Origin of the sequence: Shewanella oncorhynchi, assembly GCF_030848765.1 — a bacterium.
Taxonomy (GTDB): domain Bacteria; phylum Pseudomonadota; class Gammaproteobacteria; order Enterobacterales; family Shewanellaceae; genus Shewanella; species Shewanella oncorhynchi.
This window is the reverse complement of sequence record NZ_CP132914.1, coordinates 3333938-3355201: the sequence shown is the minus strand read 5'-3', so window position 1 is coordinate 3355201 and position 21264 is coordinate 3333938. Positions and strand designations below refer to the sequence as shown.

The window sequence follows — 21264 nt, the reverse complement described above, 5'->3', positions numbered from 1 at the left end:
CGCTATGCAAAATATGGTGATTTTGGGTGCTACCGGTTCAATTGGTGCTAGTACCTTAAGCGTGATTTCGGCTAATCCATTGGCTTATAGTATTTATGGATTGGTGGCCAATGCGAGCGTTGATAAGATGCTGGCTTTGTGTGTAGCCCATAAACCGAAAGTCGCGCATATGGTGGATGAAGAGGCTGCGAAACAGTTACGCGCCGTTTTACCCGCTGCGCTCAATATCCAAGTCACTACTGGCATGAACGATTTACTCGGTTTAGTGACGGCTGCCGAAGTGGATACTGTAATGGCAGCGATTGTCGGGGCTGCAGGGCTAGTACCAACCCTTGAAGCCGTGAAGGCAGGAAAGCGAGTATTACTGGCCAATAAAGAAGCTTTAGTCATGTCGGGTGAGTTGTTTATTGAGGCGACTAAGCGCTCTGGTGCTGTGCTCTTGCCCGTGGACAGTGAGCATAATGCTATCTTTCAATGTTTACCCCTAGAAGTACAGGCTAACCTCGGCCGTTGCGATTTAGCTGCGTCGGGTATATCCCATATTTTGTTAACCGGTTCTGGCGGACCTTTCCTGCGGTCGGATCTTGCGACACTTGCGGCCATGACGCCTGCCCAAGCCTGTAAACACCCTAATTGGTCCATGGGACCTAAAATCTCTGTTGACTCCGCCACTATGATGAATAAGGGGTTAGAGTTCATTGAGGCGCGGTGGTTGTTTAACACTCAGGCTGAGCAACTGAAGGTGGTTATTCATCCGCAAAGCGTTATCCACTCTATGGTGCAGTACCGTGATGGTTCGGTTATCGCCCAAATGGGTAACCCAGATATGCGTACGCCTATTGCCCATTGCATGGCTTATCCGCAAAGAATTCATTCTGGCGTTGAACCTTTAGATTTTTTCAAAGTCGGACAGTTAAGCTTTTATGAACCTGATTTTGAACGTTTCCCCTGTTTAGCTCTGGCAATGGACGCGTGTGCCCAAGGCCAAGAGGCGACAACTGTGTTAAATGCTGCCAATGAGGTCGCTGTTGAAGCGTTTTTACAGGGACAAATTGGCTTTACTCAAATTGCAAAAGTGAACGAAGCTTGTTTAGTGACTGTGCCTAAACGCCCTATGGGCAGCATAGAAGATATTTTAGCCTTAGATGCGCAAACTCGCGTCTATGCGCGTGAAACCTTAGCAAGCATCGCTTAGCAATAGCTGAGTGATTAAATTTATAACGTAAGGAGTGGGATGTTAGATTTTTTATGGAACTTAGGTTCTTTCATCGTTGCACTGGGTCTGTTAATTACTGCCCACGAATACGGCCATTTCTATATCGCGCGACGTTGTGGCGTGAAAGTCGAACGTTTCTCCATTGGTTTTGGTAAGGCTATTTGGCGCCGTGTTGGTAAAGACGGCACTGAATATGTGTTAGCCATGATCCCCCTTGGTGGCTATGTCAAAATGCTCGATGAGCGTGTTGAAGACGTTCCCGATGAATTAAAAGATCAAGCGTTCAATCGTAAAACCGTATGGCAACGTATTGCGATTGTGGCCGCAGGTCCAATTGCTAACTTTATTTTTGCCATCGTTGCCCTGTATTTTATGTATCTGATTGGTGTGCCATCACTTAAGCCTGTGATCACCTCGACGACACCCGGGACTGCTGCTGCGCAAATTCAAATTACAGAGCCAATGCAAATAACGGCCATTTCCGGTCAGGCTGTGCGTAACTGGGAAGAAGTGAATTTAGCTTTAGTCGGCCACATAGGTGATGAAAGTCTGAGTGTATCGCTGATGCCATTGAATGGTTTGCAAGGTTTGGATTCTAGTGCGCGGTCTTACACCTTAGATACGCGTAATTGGCGTTTTGATCCTGAAAAAGAATCCCCGATTACGGCATTAGGGTTAGGGATTTATCGTCCCGAAATCGTCCCCACCATTGCTGCGATTAGTCCTGACAGTGCCGCTGCGAATAGTGAGCTAAAAGTCGGTGACACCTTAGTCGCAATAAATGGTAAAAATTATACCGATTGGCAGGCTTTTGTTGACATTATTCAACATTCTGCCAATGTGCCTGTGAGTTTAACTGTGCGTCGCAATGGCGAACAGTTTAATGTGGCAGTGACACCCTTAAGCAGTAAAAATGCCGATGGCCAAGAGATAGGTATGCTCGGGGTGAGCCCAACCCAAGCACAATGGCCAGACAATATGCGTTTACAACTTGAATATGGACCAATCGATTCTTTCGGCATAGCAGCGGATAAAACATGGCAACTTGTTGCTGTGAGCTTTAAGATGATTGGCAAATTATTTACCGGCGATGTGTCGGTGAAAAACCTGAGTGGACCCATTTCGATCGCACAGGGTGCGGGCAGTAGTGCAAACTATGGCTTGGTCTATTTTCTCGGGTTCCTCGCGCTCATCAGCGTCAATTTAGGCATCATTAACTTGCTGCCTTTACCTGTGCTCGATGGGGGACACCTGCTGTATTACTTTATTGAAGTAATAACTGGTAAACCTGTACCTGAAAAGGTGCAGGAAATAGGATTCAGATTTGGGGCAGCAATACTGCTGATGTTGATGAGCGTTGCGCTTTTCAATGATTTTGCCCGACTCTGAGCAAGGACAGACTAATAATTAGAAGTGCTCTATGAGATTGAATAAACTTTTTGCCTCGATGTTATTCGTCGGTGCGTCGTTTTCAGGGACTGTGTTGGCTGATACTTTCCAACCGTTTGAAGTGACCGACATCCAAGTTGAAGGTTTGCAACGAGTTGCACTCGGTGCTGCCTTGTTAAGCTTACCAGTAAAAGTAGGTGACACTGTTGACCAGTTAAGAATCCAGCAAGCGATTAAAAGCTTGTATGCATCGACTAACTTTGAAAATGTCTCCGTGAGCCGAGATGGCGGCGTATTAGTGGTGAAAGTCACTGAGCGTCCGACTATTAGTGCCGTGACATTTGATGGCAACAAAGACATTAAAGACGAACAGTTACAGGAAAGTCTGGACGGTTCTGGCGTTAAAGTCGGTGAGTCCCTCGATCGTACTATGTTGACTGGTATTGAAAAGGGTCTGCAGGATTTCTACTACGGCGTGGGTAAATACGGTGCGAAAGTGGAAGCCCAAGTGATTAACTTACCCCGTAATCGGGTTGAGCTGAAATTTAAGTTTACCGAAGGTTTAGCGGCCGAAATCCGCCAAATTAACGTGGTCGGTAATCATGAGTTCACCGATGCTGAGTTGATTGGCATGCTGGAACTTAAAGATTATGTGGCTTGGTGGGATCTGTTCGGCGAACGCCGTTATCAGAAGCAAAAGCTGCAGGCCGATCTCGAGACCATCAAAACCTATTACCACAATAAAGGTTATATCCGCTTCGAAGTCACTTCGACTCAAGTGGCTATGACGCCTGACCGTAAAGGTTTATATATTACCATCAACGTAGACGAAGGTGAGAAATATAAAGTTAAAGAAGTAAACCTGACGGGTGATTTGATGGGTCGTGAAGAGTTGATGAAATCAATTCTGCCAATCAAAGCGGGTGATATGTACAACGGCGGTGATGTGACTTTCACCGAAGAAATGTACAGCAAGTATTTAGGCCGCTTCGGTTATGCTTACCCTGAAGTGAAAACCTACCCTGAAATTGATGATAAGACTAAAGAAGTCACCTTAAACATCAATGTTAAACCGGGTAAACGTGTTTACGTACGGGCGATTAACTTCACTGGTAACACAGTGACTAAAGATGAAGTGATGCGCCGTGAGCTGCGTCAGATGGAAGGCGCTTGGTTAAACTCAGCGCAAGTTGAGCAATCTAAAGCGCGTCTTAACCGTTTGGGTTTCTTCGAAACCGTTGACACTGAAACCATTCAAGTGCCAGGTACCGATGATTTAGTCGATGTTGCGGTTAAAGTGAAAGAGCAGCCGTCGGGCTCATTCAACGCGGGTGTCGGTTATGGTACTGAATCAGGTCTGAGTTTGCAGTTTGGTGTACAGCAAAACAACTTCTTAGGCACAGGTAATCAAGCGGGTATTAGCTTGAGCACCAACAAGTACTCTAAAAACGTTAACTTATCCTATACCGATCCGTACTGGACAAAAGACGGTGTGAGTTTAGGCGGGAGCGTTTATTGGAGTGAGTTTGACGCCAATGAAGCTAACTTAGAACGCTATAAAAACAGTTCTTATGGTGTGGCGCTTAACTCGGGTTTCCCGATTAACGAATACAACCGTATTAATGGTGGTATTGGCTATCGTCACAACACGATTTCTGAGATCTCAGCTTATGAGCAGGCGCTGCGTTTCTATAACATCTATCGTGATGACGATCCAAACGCGGACTTAAGTTTCGATAACTTTGAACTCAGCCTGGGCTGGTATCGTAGCACCTTGAACCGTGGCACTTTCCCAACAGACGGCTCGTCCCAGCGTCTGAACGGCAAAATGACTTCGCCAGGGTCTGATTTACAGTATTTTAAGACAGACTTTGACACTAACTACTATTTCCCTGTTAACCGCAGTCAGAGCGTTGTGCTCTTGGCCCGTGGTCGATTAGGTTATGGTAACGGTTATGGTCAATTTAATGATAATGACCAAATTTTACCTTTCTGGGAAAACTATTACTCAGGTGGTAGTAGCTCGCTACGTGGCTTTAAGTCGAACTCTGTAGGTCCACGTTCATTCTATCTCTATCGAGGTAGTGAGCCGTGTGCACCGGATCCATCGGGCGATGGCTGTAGCTTGCCTGGCGATCCTAATAGTATCCAAGTCAGTTCTGGCCGCTCTATCGGTGGTAATGCCCTTGCAACGGCAAGTATGGAGTTGATTGTACCAACCCCATTCCTGGATGAGGCTTACACTAACTCAGTTCGTACTAGCTTCTTTGTCGATGCGGGTAACGTCTGGGATACTGAGTTTGATTACGAGTCATATCAAACACTTCCGGCGGACGAGTTTGCTAAGTTACAAGACTATAGTGATCCAGCTCGCCTGCGCGCCTCTTGGGGCTTGAGTGTTCAATGGTTATCACCTATGGGACCTATGGTGTTCAGCTTGGCGTGGCCGCTTAAAGAATATGAAGGTGACCAAACGGAGATCTTCTCTTTCAATATTGGCAAAACTTTTTAAAAGGCATACACTCGGCAAGTTTTGCTGACAATAACAAGGTAACAAGGAGTTTATTTTGAACAAGATGGTAAATTGCGCGCTGATGACGTTAGTTTTGTTAGGCGCGCCGTTAGTGGCACATGCTGAGAAAATTGCCGTAGTGGATATGGGCGCTGTGTTTGAACAGCTCCCACAACGTGAACAGATCTCTCAATCTCTGAAGAAAGAGTTTGGTGATCGCGTAGCTGATGTCCAAAAAATGCAAGAAGAAATGCGTTCTCTGATGGAGAAGCAGCAACGTGATGGTGCATTAATGAACGATGCACAAAAAACTGAGCTGGTTCGTAAAATGGAATCGCTAAAATCTGAATATCAGTTAAAAGGCAAAGCATTGGATGAAGACCTACGTCGTCGCCAAGGTGAAGAGCAAAATAAACTGTTAGTTAAAGTGCAAAAAGCCATCAACACTATCGCTGAAAAAGACCAATATGATTTGGTATTACAACGTGGTGCTGTCATTTATGTTAAGCCTAACGCTGACATCAGTGGCAAAGTGGTTGAAGCCTTAAGCAAAGGCAAGTAATAGATGAATAGTGTGACTTTAAAAGAGCTATGCCTGTTATTAGACGGTGATATCCAAGGCGACGAAACGCTAATTATTAATAGTGTGGCGACCTTAGAAAATGCCAAGGCGGGTCAGATCTCTTTTTTAGCCAACAGTAAATACCGCTCTCAGCTTGAGGCAACTCAAGCGAGTGCGGTGTTATTGTCAGCTAAAGATGCGCAGGATTATCAAGGTACTGCGTTAATTGTAAAAGATCCATATGTCGGTTTTGCTCGTGTTGCTCAGTATTTGGACACTACACCCAAAGCAGCGGTGGGTATCCATCCTTCGGCACAAATTGATCCTTCAGCCCATTTAGGGGAAGGTGTCGCTATTGGCGCGAATGCTGTGATTGGTGCGAACGTCATTTTAGGTGAAAATGTGCAGATCGGTGCCGGTGTTGTGCTGGGACAAGATGTGGTTATTGGCTCAAAAACACGTTTGTGGGCTAATGTCACCGTCTATCACGATGTGCATTTAGGACAGGATTGTATTATCCATTCGGGTGCCGTATTAGGCTCAGATGGTTTTGGTTATGCTAACGAACGTGGTCAGTGGATTAAAATTCCGCAGACAGGTGGCGTGCGTATTGGCGATCGGGTTGAAATTGGTGCTAATTCAACGGTAGATCGTGGGGCATTAGGCCATACAGAGATCCACGACGGTGTGATTATTGATAACCAAGTGCAAATTGCCCATAACGATATAATCGGCGAAAATACTGCTATTGCAGGCAGTACTACTGTTGCTGGCAGTGTCACTATTGGTAAATATTGTATTATTGGCGGTAGCTGTGCCATCGCAGGTCATTTGAGCATTGCCGATGGTGTGCATGTGTCTGGTGCTACCAATATCACCACTAATATGCGTGAGCCTGGTTTATACTCTTCTGCCACCGTGGCAATGGACAATAAACTTTGGCGTAAAAATACAGTTCGTTTCCGTCAGTTAGATGAACTGTTCCAGCGTGTTAAAACGTTGGAAAAAAATTTAAAAACACCAGATTAATTGCCCCAAGGCAATTTGAGGAACTCGGTTCGTGTCTAATCAAATGAACACTATGGATATTAAAGAAATACTTAAATATCTACCCCATAGATATCCATTCCTATTGATCGATCGTGTGCTTGATTACACTCCTGGTGTTAGTCTGCAGGCGATCAAAAACGTTTCAATAAATGAGCCATTTTTTCAGGGACATTTCCCGATACAACCTGTGATGCCAGGTGTGCTTATTTTAGAAGCGATGGCACAGGCAACTGGCCTGTTAGCCTTTAAAACGATGAGTAGTGATGTACCACCACCAGGTGTGTTGTATTACTTTGCTGGTATCGATAATGCGCGTTTTAGACGTGTGGTTGAGCCAGGAGATCAAATTCATTTTGATGTCAAAATGATTAAAGAGCGCCGCGGGATTGGCGTTTTCTACGGTGAGGCCAAAGTGGATGGTGAAGTGGTTTGTTCCGCTGAAATCATGTGTGCCCGCAGAGAGATTAGTCAGTGATAGATACATTAGCGTTTGTGCATCCCGATGCAAAAATTGGCAATAACGTCACTATTGGCCCTTGGACCTATATCGGTGCGGGCGTCGAAATTGGTGATGATTGTTGGTTGAGTTCCCATGTGGTGGTCAAAGGCCCAACGATTATCGGCAAAGGGAATCGTATTTTTCAATTCGCCTCCGTTGGTGAAGAATGCCAAGACAAAAAGTACGCTGGCGAGCCGACACGACTGATCATTGGTGACAATAACGTCATCCGTGAAAACGTGACCATTCACCGCGGTACAGTTCAAGATAACAGTGAAACCCGTATTGGGTCGAATAACCTGTTTATGAACTATGTGCATATCGCCCATGACTGTGTGGTCGGCGATAATGTCATCATGGCGAATAATGCATCTATTGCAGGTCACGTGCACGTCGGTGACTGGGCGATTTTAGGCGGTATGACAGGTGTGCATCAGTTTGTGCATATTGGTGCCCATGCATTTACTGCTGGTTGTTCTTTAGTACTGCAGGATGTGCCTCCCTTTGTGATGGCAGCGGGTCAACCGACGGTGCCTCGCGGCTTAAACAGTGAGGGTATGAAGCGTCGCGGTTTTTCTAAAGAAAGCCAGTTAGCCGTGCGTCGTGCTTATAAAACGTTATACCGTAGCAGTTTAACGGTAGAAGAAGCGATTGAAGCATTAGCTGAAGATGCGCAGAATGATGAGCAAGTCAAATTACTGCTTGAGTTTGTAAAGTCATCGAGTCGCGGCATTATTCGCTAACTTGATGACCACATGACAACAAAAGGGCATTTTTATGCCCTTTTGTATTATTGGTTTAAGCCTTTTTTGTGGTAGACGTAGCCGTTAAAAATGTGTTTATTCATCAATGCATTCGACCATAAATGAGCTTAGTCATTAATTGAATCATTAACTTAACATAAGTGTAGGCTTGGAACGATGCATTTTAGGTGCGGTTTACCTCTTCATCCAATGCCATTAATTCATGAGACGTGATTGGTTTATGAGCAATAAAACTCCATTAGTGTTTGCCATGGTTGCCGGAGAACTCTCAGGCGATATTTTAGGTGCAGGTTTAATGGCTGCGCTGCAAAAGACCCATCCCGATGCGCGCTTTGTCGGTATCGGTGGACCCCGCATGGAAGCCCTAGGCTTCAAATCCCTGTTTGCGATGGAAGAACTCGCAGTGATGGGAATCGTTGAAGTGTTATCTCGTCTACCTCGCTTATTAAAAGTGCGGTCATCCTTGATTAAAGAGATCACCGCGCTTAAGCCCGATTGTTTTATTGGCATAGATGCACCGGATTTTAATATAGGCCTCGAGCTTAAACTCAAAGCGCGCGGTATTAAAACCGTCCATTATGTGAGCCCATCCGTGTGGGCATGGCGCCCAAAACGTATATTCAAAATCGCGAAGGCGACCCATATGGTGTTGTCGTTATTGCCATTTGAGAAAGCTTTTTATGACAAGCATCAAGTACCTTGCACCTTTGTGGGTCATACCTTAGCGGATGATATTCCGTTGCGAAGCGATAAAGCGGCGGCGCGTCAGTTACTTGAACTCGATGCCGATGCAGAATATTTAGCGATTCTACCGGGATCCCGTGGTGGCGAGTTAAAGCAACTGGCTGAGCCTTTCGTGAAGGCGGCTTTACTGATTAAACAGAACTTCCCTGATATACGTTTTGTGACGCCACTGGTAAATCAAAAGCGCCGTGAGCAATTTGAGCAAGCGTTGAAGGATTTTGCACCCGATCTCGAAATTCATATGGTCGAAGGTCAGTCGCGCGAAGTCATGGCGGCTGCCGATGGCATTTTATTAGCTTCTGGCACCGCGACGTTAGAAGCCATGTTGGTTAAGCGTCCAATGGTGGTGGCTTATCGTGTTAGCCCTATGACCTATTGGATTGCTAAGCGCATGATGCAGGTCGAGCGTTTCTCGTTACCGAATCTACTGGCTGGAAAAGATCTCGTCCCTGAGCTCATTCAAGAAGATTGCACGCCAGAGAAAATAGCTGCGGCGGTCACAGTCGAGTTAAATCGAGATTTTACGCCGCTCAAAGCTGAATTTGATGCCCTGCACCAAGTGTTACGCCGTGATGCGAGCTTAAAAGCCGCTGAAGCGGTAATGGCACTGGTTGAGCCTAAACCAAGTCATGCTAAATCGCTGGAGGCTAACTAGTGGCAATTTTTAAAAGTTTAACCGACGCCGATTTGCTGGCCTTTTCGACGGGATTAATTGCTGGTGTGGATGAAGTCGGCCGTGGGCCTTTAGTCGGCGATGTAGTGACTGCGGCTGTGATTTTAGATCCAAACAAGCCCATCAGTGGTCTGAATGATTCCAAGAAACTCAGTGAGAAGCGCCGCGAAGCTTTGTTTTATGAGATTTGTGAAAAAGCCCTGTGTTATCACGTGGGCCGCGCAAGTCCTGCTGAAATCGATACGCTTAATATCTTGCATGCCACTATGTTGGCAATGCAGCGCGCGGTTGCAGGGCTTAAGATTGCGCCTGCGTTGGTGTTAGTCGATGGCAATCGCAGTCCGGCATTTGTTGCCCATAATGGCGTCTCGCTTACCAGTCACAGCATCATTAAAGGTGATGGTTTAATTGCCAGTATTAGTGCCGCATCGATTATCGCCAAAGTGACGCGGGATCGTGAGATGGATGTGCTCGATGCTGCTTATCCGCAATACGGTTTTGCTAAGCATAAGGGCTATCCGACTAAGGCGCATTTTGAGGCCATCGCCGAACATGGGGTATTTGACCAATATCGTAAAAGTTTTAAACCCGTCAAGGCATTACTGGGACTGTAAGTTGTGCTCCCAAGCCACCTGAAGATACGAGTTTCAGGTTGTTTGGGTATAAGTTCCCGTTATCCAGCAAAGTCACTGGCTCTGGCTGCGTGACTTTGTTAGTCTGCTTTCTAGTTATTGTTAACCTGCTATTCAAAGATAATCCTAATTATGTCCGATCCTCGTTTTGTGCATCTTCGTGTCCACAGTGACTTCTCTATGACCGATGGCGTGGCCAAGGTCAAGCCTATTTTGGCGCAGGTGGAAGCGCAGGGAATGGCCGCGGTCGCCTTGACTGACCAAAATAACTTTTGTGGTTTGGTGAAGTTTTACAGTGGTTGCCATGGTGCGGGGATCAAGCCGATTATTGGTGCCGATTTTTGGATGCAAGTGCCCGGATTTGAAGGCGAATTATGCGCCTTAACCATTATTGCGATGAACAATGTCGGTTATCAAAATCTGACCCAAATCATCAGTCAAGCCTATTTGCGTGGCCAAGTGGCCGGCCGTGTAGTGATAGACCAAGAGTGGTTACTCACTTATAACGAAGGCATTTTGCTGTTATCGGGCGCCAAAGAAGGCGATCTGGGTAAGGCACTGCTCAAGGGCAATGGCACACAAGTCGAATCTTTATGCGACTTTTATCAGACCCATTTCACTGACCGTTATTTCCTCGAGCTTATCCGCACAGGTCGCCCCGATGAAGAGCGTTATCTGCATATGGCGGTGGCCTTAGCGCAGGAGAAGGGCATCCCTGTTGTGGCGACCAATCAGGTGGTGTTTCTTAAACCCGAAGATTTTGATGCCCACGAAATTCGGGTGGCAATTCACGATGGCTTTACCCTTGCAGATCCTCGTCGACCTAAAAAATACAGTGAACAGCAGTATTTGCGTAGCGAAGAGGAAATGTGTGAACTATTCGCCGACATTCCTGCGGCGTTGGCGAACAGTGTCGAAATCGCTAAACGCTGTAATGTAACGATCCGTTTGTACGAATATTTCCTGCCCAACTTCCCGACGGGTGATATGTCCATCGAAGACTTTCTGGTCGATTGTTCGAAGAAGGGCCTTGAAGAGCGGCTCGAATTCTTGTTCCCCAATCCTGAGGTGCGCGCCGAGAAACGCGGCGAATACGATGAGCGCCTCGACATTGAACTTAAAGTGATCAACCAGATGGGGTTCCCCGGTTACTTCTTGATCGTAATGGAGTTCATCCAATGGGGTAAAGATAACGGTATTCCAGTAGGGCCTGGTCGTGGCTCGGGCGCGGGTTCACTCGTGGCCTATGCGCTTAAGATTACCGACTTAGACCCATTGGAATTTGATTTACTGTTCGAGCGATTCCTCAACCCTGAGCGGGTTTCTATGCCCGACTTTGACGTCGACTTTTGCATGGATAGACGTGATGAAGTGATCGACCATGTGGCCGAATTGTACGGTCGCGAAGCAGTATCGCAAATCATCACTTTCGGGACTATGGCGGCAAAAGCGGTTATTCGCGATGTTGGCCGTGTGCTCGGTCATCCCTATGGCTTCGTTGACCGAATTTCTAAACTCATTCCACCAGAACCTGGGATGACCCTGGCAAAAGCGTTTGAGGTCGAGCCAGCCCTGCAAGAATCCTATGATGCCGATGAAGACGTAAAAGATCTGATCGACATGTGTCGCAAGCTCGAAGGTGTGACGCGTAACGCGGGTAAACACGCGGGTGGTGTGGTGATTGCACCAACTAAAATTACCGATTTTGCGCCGCTCTATTGCGACGCTGAAGGTAAAAATCCAGTAACACAATTCGATAAAAACGACGTCGAAACCGCAGGTTTAGTTAAATTCGACTTTTTGGGTTTACGTACTTTGACAATCATCGACTGGGCACTGGAGATGGTGAACAAGGTCGAGGTCAAAAACGGTCGCCCACCTGTGCGTATCGAAGCGATTCCGTTAACGGATGCGGCATCTTTCCGCTTGTTGCAAAAATATGAAACCACAGCGGTATTCCAGTTGGAATCCCGCGGTATGAAGGATTTGATTAAACGTCTGCAACCCGACTGTTTCGAAGACATGATCGCACTGGTGGCATTGTTCCGCCCTGGGCCTTTGCAATCGGGCATGGTAGATAACTTCATCGAGCGTAAGCATGGGCGCGAGGAAGTATCGTATCCCGATTCTCAGTACCAGCATGAATCCTTAAAAGAACTGTTATCACCGACCTACGGCATTATTCTGTATCAAGAGCAAGTGATGCAGATTGCACAGGTGTTATCGGGTTACACCCTTGGCGGCGCCGACATGTTGCGCCGTGCTATGGGTAAGAAAAAGCCCGAAGAGATGGCCAAGCAGCGCAGTATCTTTAAAGAGGGCGCAATCAATAACGGTGTCGACGGCGACTTGTCGATGAAGATCTTCGACTTAGTGGAAAAGTTCGCCGGCTACGGTTTTAACAAATCTCACTCAGCCGCCTATGCGCTTGTGTCTTATCAGACATTATGGCTAAAAACCCATTATCCTTCGCAGTTTATGGCGGCGGTAATGTCGGCCGATATGGACAACACAGATAAAATTGTGACTTTGGTCGATGAATGTGAGCGTATGGGGCTACCGCTCATTCCTCCGGATGTGAACAAAGGCTTGTTCAAATTTACCGTCGATGATGATTTGCGCATCGTTTATGGCATTGGCGCCATTAAAGGCGTGGGTGAAGGTCCAGTTGAATCGATTTTAGAGGCGCGTAAAGATGGCCCCTTCGTGGATCTATTCGATTTCTGTGCCCGTATTGATTTGAAAAAGCTCAATAAGCGCGTGATTGAAAAGCTGATCTGCGCGGGCGCACTCGATACTCTTGGGCCGCATCGTGCGTCTATGATGGCAACCTTGCCCGAAGCGATTCGCGCTGCCGATCAACATGCAAAAGCAGAGGCGATTGGCCAACACGATATGTTTGGTTTGCTCAACAGTGAACCCGAAGACAGTAAGCAGCAGTTTGTCGAATGTACCCCATGGCCAGATAAAATTTGGCTCGAAGGCGAGCGCGAAACCCTAGGCTTGTATTTGACCGGTCATCCGATCAATCAATATTTAAAAGAGCTTAAGCATTACACGTCCGGTCGTTTGAAAGATGTGCATCCCACCGAACGCGGTAAAACCGCTAAGGCTGCGGGTTTAGTGGTGGCAACGCGAGTGATGCTGACCAAACGCGGCTCGAAAATGGGTCTGTTGACGCTCGATGATAAGAGCGCACGTCTTGAAATCATGTTGTTTACCGAAGCCTTTGAAAAGTTTAATCATCTGCTGGAGAAAGACCGCATCCTCATTTGTGAAGGTGAGGTGAGTTACGATGATTTTGCCGGCGGCAACCGTATGACGGCGCGTAACATCATAGATATCAGTGAGGCGCGCAGCCACTTTGCCAAAGCGCTGGAAATTGATATGGATGGCAGCGAGTTAACGCCATCGGCGTTAGACACTTTCGAGCAAGCCCTAAGCCCGTGGCGTAACGGCGCCGTGCCTGTGGTGATCAATTACACTCAAGCTCAAGCCAAAGGTCAGTTTAGGTTAGCCGATGCTTGGCGAGTGAATCCGACCGATGACTTGATGCTCTCGCTCGAATCGCTCCTCGGGCCAAACAAGGTGAGAATTTTATTCTAATGTTGGCGAATGTCTTAGGTGTAAACAGATGAAGTTAACTTATGTCGGCTAAGCGTGACGAAGCGTTGACTGCAGGCGATCTCAGCGCGCATATCTGTGATTTTTTGGCTGCGCAATCCTTAGCGCCTGACAGCAAGTTAGTACTGGCTTACAGTGGTGGGGTTGATTCCGAAGTCTTGGCCTTTGGTTTAAGCCAGTTTGCACGGCAACATCCGGAGTTTAATTATCTGCTAGTGTATGTACACCATGGCCTAAGCGATAACGCTGAGGCTTGGGCACAGCATTGCCTTGAGCGGGGCCAGTATTACGACCTGCCCGTGACGGTTGAGCGAGTCGCGGTTAATCGTGGACCAAGATTGAGCCTTGAAGCCGAAGCTCGAAAAGTCCGTTATCAAGCGATTGAACGGCATTTAAGCGAAAATGATGTGTTGTTGACAGCTCACCATGAAGACGATCAGCTCGAAACTATTCTGCTGGCGCTCAAACGTGGTCAAGGCCCGAAAGGGCTGGCGGCCATGGGGCAAGTACAAGCATTAGCACAAGGCAAACAATTGCGGCCGTTATTGGATATCAGCCGTGAGCAGATTGAAGCCTACGCAAAACAGCAGGGCTTAGTGCATATTGAAGATGAAAGTAATCAAGACGATAAGTACGATCGAAATTTTTTACGCTTAGAAATCATTCCCCGCTTAAAAGCGCGTTGGCCGAGTATTGCGACAACTGCGAGTCGCAGTGCGGCATTGTGCGCCGAACAACAGGCGACGCTGGATTTACAGGTGAGTGAACGTTTACCTTTATGGTTAACCCAAGCGCCTTACCATACTCAAAGTGTATTCAAGCTCGATGGTTTTGCCGAACAGTCAGCCGACTGGCAAGCGTTACTCTTGCGTGGCTTTATTGAATCCCAAGGTTTTGCTTTGCCCTCAAAGGTGCAGCTTAAGCAAATCATCACTCAGCTTCTTAACGCGAAAGACGATGCTAAAGTGCATATTCGAGTGGGTGAGTGTGAAATCCGCCGCTTTGCTAATCAAGTCTATTTATTCAAGTATCAAACTCACAAACGTCACACTCAGCCTGTGAGTTGGACCTTGCCACAGCATGACTTTATTTCTTTATTACAGGGAGATAGTACCGAATTAGTCGTGTCGCCTGCGGACTTAGCGAATGGTGAGCAGATTAGGCTGATAGTGACAGAACAAGGTCCCAGAGTCCGTTTACCTTGGCCTAATGAAGTCGTTAGTGTGCGTTATCAACTTGCGGGACAATTTCGCTGCCACCCGCATTCTCGGGGTAAGGGGCGAGAATTAAAGAAACTGTGGCAAGAGTTTGCCATTCCGCCTTGGGTACGCGAAAAGGTGGGTTTTGTGTTTTATGGTGAGCAACTGGTGATGGCAATTGGGCTGTGGGTTGAAAAGGGCTTTATTGTTGAGTCGAATGGACTTGGTTTACAGGTGTTTGTTGAGGAAGCAAAGGAATTCTAGTCGAGAGTCAATCTTGGAATATTGGTGTGTTCTAGGAAAGCGAGAGGAGAGTGGAACGCAGCGCGTCAGTTTGATTTAGACCTTTATGGGGTACGCGCTGCGAGTGAGTTATCGCATTTCATTTGGCATCCCTGCGCGTGTTAAACTAATTGATTTTGGCTGAGTTTATAGCAGTTACGTCCGGCGGCTTTGGCTTGATAAAGCGCCTTATCGGCAAGTTCATAAAGTTGTTCGGCTTCAATGGTATCGTGTGATTCTGCCGCCCCTAAACTACAGCTCACCCCAAATTGATTGAAACTACTGTGCTGATTGATTACCGAGACAATCCGTTCACATAACAAGCCAGCCGCATGAATATTGCCTTGGACAATAATGACGAATTCATCACCACCAATCCGGAAGGCTTGATCTGTATTGCGTATGGTTGCACGAATGATGTCACCAAATTCCTTCAGAATATAGTCACCACATTTATGGCCGAATTTATCATTAAGTTGTTTAAAGTTATCAAGATCGAGCACTATGAGAGCGACGGCTCCTTGTTTTCGATGGGCTCTGGCGGTCGCATTACTGAGACTCTGACTGTAATAATGGCGATTGCCTAAGCCAGTGAGCGAGTCAAACATAGCTTGCATCGACATTTCTTGATATTGCAACGCATTTAATAAAGGTTGCAATAACAGCGGTTCAATATCCTGTAAGTTTGAGGTTTGTGATGGCGTGAATGGCGTCACTAGTTGGTACTGAATCGTTAATGGCATTCCTGCACACATGAGCTGTCGTTTGACGCTGATACCATAACGTTTGCCCCAGCTGAATTTGTGCTCGCCATAGGTTAAGCGCACGCCTTGGATCGGCAAGTGTTGTCCCAGCACTTTGCCATAGCAGGCAAAGACTGTCCTAGGATCTAAACTGGCATGCAGTTGTTGGATCACTTGTATCAAGTCCAATGGATTATCATTGGGACTATAATGTTCTGTTTGATAGCGATATTCGTCGGGATACAGCTCGGTCGCTAGGCCAAAGTCCATAATCATCACTCCAGCAAATGTTAGTGCGATACATCTCTAACCTAGTCTAAGCAAATACCGTGCCGCAATATTTGTTAATAAAATTTGTCTTTGTTAGTCATTCAGTTAAGCTTAAAACTCAGCGTTAGATTTTTTGACACGTCAGCATTTTGACAGGAGTCATAGCCCCAATGGAACATAGCTTTTTAATCCAAGTATTACTTATGCTCGTGATTGCCATTGTGGCCATTGCTGTGCTGCGTCGTTTGGGCCTACCTGCAATTCTGGCTTATTTACTCACAGGGGTTGTGAGTGGCCCGAGTGGTTTTCATTGGTTTACCCAGCATCAAATGCAATCTGTCGCCGAGCTTGGCGTTGTGCTGCTGATGTTTACCTTAGGCTTAGAGTTCTCTGTGCCGCGGCTGTGGGCCATGCGCCGGACCGTATTTGGCTTAGGCAGTGCACAGATGGTGATAACGACCTTGTTGACCATGGGCGTTGCCCTATTGTGCGGCCTGAATTGGGTTGAAGCCTTGGTTATCGGTGCAGCCATCGCGTTGTCATCTACTGCTATAGTCCTTAAATTACTCAATGAACAGGGATGGCTGAGGCGCCGCCATGGCGAACTCTCCGTCAGCGTGCTTTTGTTCCAAGATTTAGCGGTTGTGCCGTTGTTGATCCTATTGCCATTACTGGCCAATGGCGGCGAACCTTTGATGGTCGCGGATATCGCCTTTGCCTTGCTCAAAGGCATATTGGCCTTTTTCCTCTTAATGGCGTTTGGTAAGTGGGCATTGCCGCGGATATTTGATGAGGTTGCGCGTTCTCGCTCCAATGAGCTGTTTGTATTATCGACCTTAGTCGTTGCGCTTGTCACAGGGGCTTTTACTCAGTGGCTAGGATTATCTATGGCGCTGGGGGCATTTATGGCGGGTATGCTGCTGGGAGAAAGCCAGTACCGCCGCCAACTTGAGGCGGATATACGACCGTTTCGTGATCTATTGATGGGGCTGTTTTTCATCTCCATTGGCATGATGCTGGACTTTACTTTAGTGATGCGTTTCTGGTGGCAGATACTGCTGATCTTAGTGGCGGTTGTGCTAGGTAAGGCGCTGATCATTCATGGCATTTTAAGATTAGTAGGTGAGCCTTTTCGAATTGCGATGAGTACGGCTATGAGCTTAGCTCAAGTGGGGGAGTTCAGTTTTGTGGTATTGGCTTTAGCGGTCAACTATCAACTTTTAAATAATGAGATCAGTACCATATTAGTCATGGTCGCCGTGCTTTCCATGGCAATAGCTCCTTGGTTAGTTCGTCATAGTGTGGATATTGCTAAGTGGGCGCTGGGGATCCGTCAGGCAAAGCATGTGGATGAAGCTGTGCCATTGATGATGGATGATCATGAGCTGGTGATGATTTTTGGTTACGGCCGAGTAGGACAAACCATTGCCCGTTTTTTAAAAACTGAAGCTGTACCCTATCTGGTATTGGATCTCGATCCAACGCGCGTCACTGAAGCGCGTCGTGCGGGCGAACCTATTTATTTCGGTGATGTGTGTAAACGGGCAATTTTAAAACAAATGGGCGTTAAACAGGCCAAGATGATCGTTATCACTTTTTGTGAGTCACGTAGTTTAGAAGAAGTCTTACCTTTATGTAAGTTATTGGCACCAGAGGCTAAAATTTTAGTTAGAACCAAAGATGACAGCGATCTAGACTTGCTTAAAAAGGCAGGAGCTAATCAAGTGATCCCTGAGTCTTTAGAGGGGAGCTTGATGTTAGTATCGCAGGTACTACACCAATGTGGTGTGCCATTGGCACGGATCCTAAAACGACTAGAATCTGAGCGGCGCAATCATTATCAATTTTTACACGGCTTCTTTTCCGGCACAGAAACTGATTTTACTTTAGAGTCATTGCATGCGGTGGCATTACCGCGTGGGGCTGATGCGATTGGTAAAACCGTTGCCGATATCCTGTGGGAAACACTGAAAGTAGAGCTAAGGGCGATTCGTCGCAATGGCGCCGAAGTGGAACATCCTGAGCAGGACTGGGTTTTTCGTGCAGGGGATATCTTACTGATAGTGGGTAAACCACGGCGACTTGAGAAAGCTGAGGCTAAGCTCCTACATGGCTAAAGGCCTGAGGGTCACTCTTTTGAGATGGATGAAAATGCAGATATAAAAATGCCGACATAGTGTCGGCATTTTTGTCTGGAACTTGTTAACTTAAATTAGACAAAGTCTAATTACAGAATAACTACGTTCGCAGCTTGAGGACCTTTTTGGCCTTGTTCGATGTCAAAAGAAACCTTTTGACCTTCAGCAAGAGTTTTAAAGCCTTCTGAAACGATTGCGCGGAAATGAACGAATGCGTCAGCGCCACCATTGTCAGGAGAAATAAAACCAAAACCTTTATCTTCGTTAAACCATTTAACTACACCAGTAGTTTTAGACATGAATGTCTCCAAAATTTTCAAACAAATAATTCGCAATTATGCGGTATGTTAGCCAGAAATAGAATTATTTACATTGATGATAAGTTATGAGTGGAAAGCTTCATGACAGCAAAAAAAATATTACAGGCGTAGCGAAGGTTTTCAAATACATAATATTGCTTATAAATAGGTCTGAATCACAGGCCGGAGTGCAGATTAACATACTCTAGGGGTTTGTATAGTTTTATTTTTAAATACTTCTCATATTGAAACTGCTTTTTTGCTACTTATTGAGTGCGGAATTAGATATAACTCTTAATATTCAAAGCAATAGGTTTTATGTTTGATTGTTATCTAGTGTAAAAGTTTTTTTATGTTTGCCACGACTGACTTGCGATTAACCTTTTAATCCGTTCCATGAGGTTTAAATGCGGGCTTGTATGCTTAGGTAAGGATTCTGTCATGATTCGTTACGTTATTGAATTGTTGCTTATTTGTGGTTAATGGTATTCTCGTCATTCAATAAAAACGTGCTTGAGCTATGGATTCAGGGCGATAACTTTAGATTGAATATAATAAGAATGGAGAATGACGTTGAAAACAGTACTAAAACGGATTGGACTTGGCAGCTTAGTCTTAGTGCTGTTATTAGTGGCGCTGGTCGCCCATGAATGGTTTGCGAAAAAGCCGTTTTTCTTTCGCGCATTTCTAGACCGCAGTGTGGTCAAGATGGCTTTCGAAAGCCCTGAGACCTTAACCTCATTGGGTTTCTTAGAATCGGTAGGGATTACAGGCCATAACGCAGAGTTGGATGACGATAGTCCTGAGGCGATGGATAAGACTTTCGCGCAAGTGCGAGATCTGCGTGAAACCCTATTGAGCTATTCCGATGCGGATTTAGATGAAAATCAACGTATCTCCAAGGATATTGCCTTATATCTTGCCGATTTTGCGCTGGTCTCTGAGCCGTATCGTTACCATAACTATCCGCTGAATCAGTTGTTTGGCGTGCAAAACGGTTACCCCAGCTTTATGCAGGCGCAGCACCAAGTGCATTCTGTGGGCGATGCTGAAAACTATCTGTCGCGTTTACAAAAAGTGAAACTTAAGTTTGCGCAAACTCTCGAAGGTTTAAAAATTCGTGAGGCTAAGGGTATTATCCCGCCAAAGTTTGTGATTGAGCGTGTTCTGACCGAGATGAATGAGTTTGTCGCGATGCCAGTGCAAGACAATATTCTCTACAGTTCCTTCAAAACTAAATTGGCTGACACGGATATCAGTGCCGATGAGCAAGCACGGTTATTGGCAGCGGCGGAAGCGGACATTAAAGGTTACGTGCATCCAGCGTATCAATTATTTATCGACTACCTTACCCAGCTACAAGCCAAAGCTGGGACGGATGATGGTTATTGGGCGCTGCCTAATGGCTCCCTTGCCTATGAGCAACTGCTGAAGTTCTTCACGACCACCAATTACACTGCGGATGAAATCCATGCCAAAGGGCTCGCTGAGGTAGATCGTATTCAAAATGAAATCATGACTATTTTAGCTGCTGAAGGTTACGATGTGAGCCAAGGTTTCTCGGTCGCGATTGAAGCATTAGCCGCCGATCCTAAGTTTTACTACGAGGATAGCGATGCGGGTAGGGCGCAAATCCTCGTCGATTATCAAGCGATTCTTGATGAAGTGAATGCGGGACTCGGTGATGCCTTCCGTATTCGACCCGAAGCGGGCATGGAAGTGGTGCGTATTCCTGAGTTTAAAGAGAAAACGGCACCGGGTGCCTATTATCAGCAGCCCGCGATTGACGGTAGTCGTCCAGGGCGTTTCTATGCCAATTTATATGACATCAAGGCTACGCCTAAATACGGTATGCGCACTTTAGCCTACCACGAGGGGATCCCTGGGCATCATTTCCAAATTGCGGTGGCGATGGAGTTAGAAGGTATGCCACTTATTCGTAAGATGGCGCCTTTTACGGCGTACATTGAAGGTTGGGCTTTATATAGCGAACGTTTGGCGTGGGAGCTCGGTTTTCAAAAGGATCCCTTTGATAATATTGGTCGTCTGCAGGCAGAGTTGTTCCGCGCTGTGCGTCTAGTGGTAGATACAGGTATTCATCATAGCCGTTGGACTCGCGAGCAAGCGATTGACTATATGAAGAAAAATACTGGCATGTCCGATCGTGATGTCACGGCAGAGATTGAGCGTTATATCGTTATGCCAGGTCAAGCGACGGCTTATAAAGTCGGCATGATGAAAATTCTCGAACTGCGCGAAAAAGCCAAGTTGGCCTTAGGTGATAAGTTCGATCTCAGGGATTTCCACGATGTAGTTCTGAAGAATGGTGCAGTTCCTTTGGATATCTTAGAAACACTGGTCGACCGCTACATTGCTGATAAAAAAAGTGCTGGGGCTAAAGCCACTGACGCTAAAGCGAAAATTTAGCGTTTGGCGGTAACAGTTAATGCTTGGCTATTAATAGTAAAGCATTGTTTATCAATTGTTTACATCTAAGTAAGGCCAGTTCCATGTCTGCGGATAAGTTTGTTATTTTTATCCTGCGGGCATGGTGGTGCTGTCTATCGTGGCTATCATTCTGGCTTTCGGCCAAGGCTTTCAATACAATCCCACACAACTTATTGATAAATGTCGCGCGGCAATGGCTTGCTATTGCTCGGAGTTGATA

General features: G+C 46.3%; 15 protein-coding genes. 13 read left to right on the top strand and 2 right to left on the bottom strand.

Annotated features, from left to right (window positions below):
* The first annotated feature begins 4 nt into the window (after nt 1-4).
* The 11 genes from ispC to tilS all read left to right on the top strand — a co-directional run bounded on the left by ispC (nt 5) and on the right by tilS (nt 15128).
* Nucleotides 5-1195, top strand: coding sequence for a 1-deoxy-D-xylulose-5-phosphate reductoisomerase (gene ispC, locus RA178_RS15120; protein WP_131523802.1), 1191 nt, complete (start codon nt 5-7; stop codon nt 1193-1195).
* A gap of 39 nt (nt 1196-1234) precedes the next feature.
* Complete coding sequence (gene rseP, locus RA178_RS15115; RefSeq protein ID WP_168823182.1) at nt 1235-2605, top strand: sigma E protease regulator RseP; 1371 nt, start codon at nt 1235-1237, stop codon at nt 2603-2605.
* A gap of 31 nt (nt 2606-2636) precedes the next feature.
* Nucleotides 2637-5117, top strand: a complete 2481-nt coding sequence (gene bamA, locus RA178_RS15110) for an outer membrane protein assembly factor BamA (protein ID WP_028760601.1) — start codon at nt 2637-2639, stop codon at nt 5115-5117.
* 64 nt (nt 5118-5181) lie between these two features.
* Nucleotides 5182-5679 (top strand): OmpH/Skp family outer membrane protein, encoded by a 498-nt coding sequence (locus tag RA178_RS15105; RefSeq protein ID WP_028760600.1) that lies wholly within the window; start codon nt 5182-5184, stop codon nt 5677-5679.
* A gap of 3 nt (nt 5680-5682) precedes the next feature.
* Entirely contained in the window at nt 5683-6708 is a 1026-nt protein-coding gene (lpxD, locus tag RA178_RS15100) for a UDP-3-O-(3-hydroxymyristoyl)glucosamine N-acyltransferase (protein ID WP_105249717.1), read from the top strand.
* A 31-nt stretch (nt 6709-6739) separates the two neighbouring features.
* On the top strand, nt 6740-7204 hold the full coding sequence (fabZ, locus tag RA178_RS15095; RefSeq protein WP_006080990.1) for a 3-hydroxyacyl-ACP dehydratase FabZ: 465 nt from the start codon (nt 6740-6742) through the stop codon (nt 7202-7204).
* Nucleotides 7201-7971: an acyl-ACP--UDP-N-acetylglucosamine O-acyltransferase gene (gene lpxA / locus RA178_RS15090; RefSeq protein ID WP_028760598.1), complete on the top strand. Its 771-nt coding sequence runs from the start codon at nt 7201-7203 to the stop codon at nt 7969-7971. The genes fabZ and lpxA overlap by 4 nt, the downstream gene beginning before the upstream one ends.
* A gap of 241 nt (nt 7972-8212) precedes the next feature.
* Entirely contained in the window at nt 8213-9391 is a 1179-nt protein-coding gene (lpxB, locus tag RA178_RS15085) for a lipid-A-disaccharide synthase (RefSeq protein WP_113938987.1), read from the top strand.
* Nucleotides 9391-10023: a ribonuclease HII gene (gene rnhB, locus RA178_RS15080; RefSeq protein WP_306682575.1), complete on the top strand. Its 633-nt coding sequence runs from the start codon at nt 9391-9393 to the stop codon at nt 10021-10023. The genes lpxB and rnhB overlap by 1 nt, the downstream gene beginning before the upstream one ends.
* A 150-nt stretch (nt 10024-10173) precedes the next feature.
* Nucleotides 10174-13647, top strand: a complete 3474-nt coding sequence (gene dnaE / locus RA178_RS15075) for a DNA polymerase III subunit alpha (protein ID WP_263254753.1) — start codon at nt 10174-10176, stop codon at nt 13645-13647.
* A 41-nt stretch (nt 13648-13688) separates the two neighbouring features.
* The gene (gene tilS, locus RA178_RS15070; protein WP_306682573.1) at nt 13689-15128 is read left to right on the top strand and encodes a tRNA lysidine(34) synthetase TilS; all 1440 of its coding nucleotides are present in this window, start codon (nt 13689-13691) and stop codon (nt 15126-15128) included.
* A 140-nt stretch (nt 15129-15268) separates the two neighbouring features.
* On the opposite strand, the gene dgcS is transcribed toward tilS, so the two are convergent.
* Nucleotides 15269-16159, bottom strand: a complete 891-nt coding sequence (gene dgcS, locus RA178_RS15065) for a diguanylate cyclase DgcS (protein ID WP_105249714.1) — start codon at nt 16157-16159, stop codon at nt 15269-15271.
* A gap of 170 nt (nt 16160-16329) precedes the next feature.
* Between dgcS and RA178_RS15060 the strand changes: the two genes are divergently transcribed.
* A complete protein-coding gene (locus RA178_RS15060; RefSeq protein WP_212600036.1) occupies nt 16330-18276 on the top strand; it encodes a monovalent cation:proton antiporter family protein in 1947 nt (648 codons plus the stop codon).
* A 110-nt stretch (nt 18277-18386) separates the two neighbouring features.
* On the opposite strand, the gene cspE is transcribed toward RA178_RS15060, so the two are convergent.
* Nucleotides 18387-18596, bottom strand: a complete 210-nt coding sequence (gene cspE / locus RA178_RS15055; RefSeq protein ID WP_006080998.1) for a transcription antiterminator/RNA stability regulator CspE — start codon at nt 18594-18596, stop codon at nt 18387-18389.
* A 567-nt stretch (nt 18597-19163) separates the two neighbouring features.
* Here cspE and RA178_RS15050 point away from each other — a divergent pair.
* Nucleotides 19164-21023 (top strand): DUF885 domain-containing protein, encoded by a 1860-nt coding sequence (locus RA178_RS15050; protein WP_306682564.1) that lies wholly within the window; start codon nt 19164-19166, stop codon nt 21021-21023.
* Nucleotides 21024-21264: the final 241 nt, after the last annotated feature.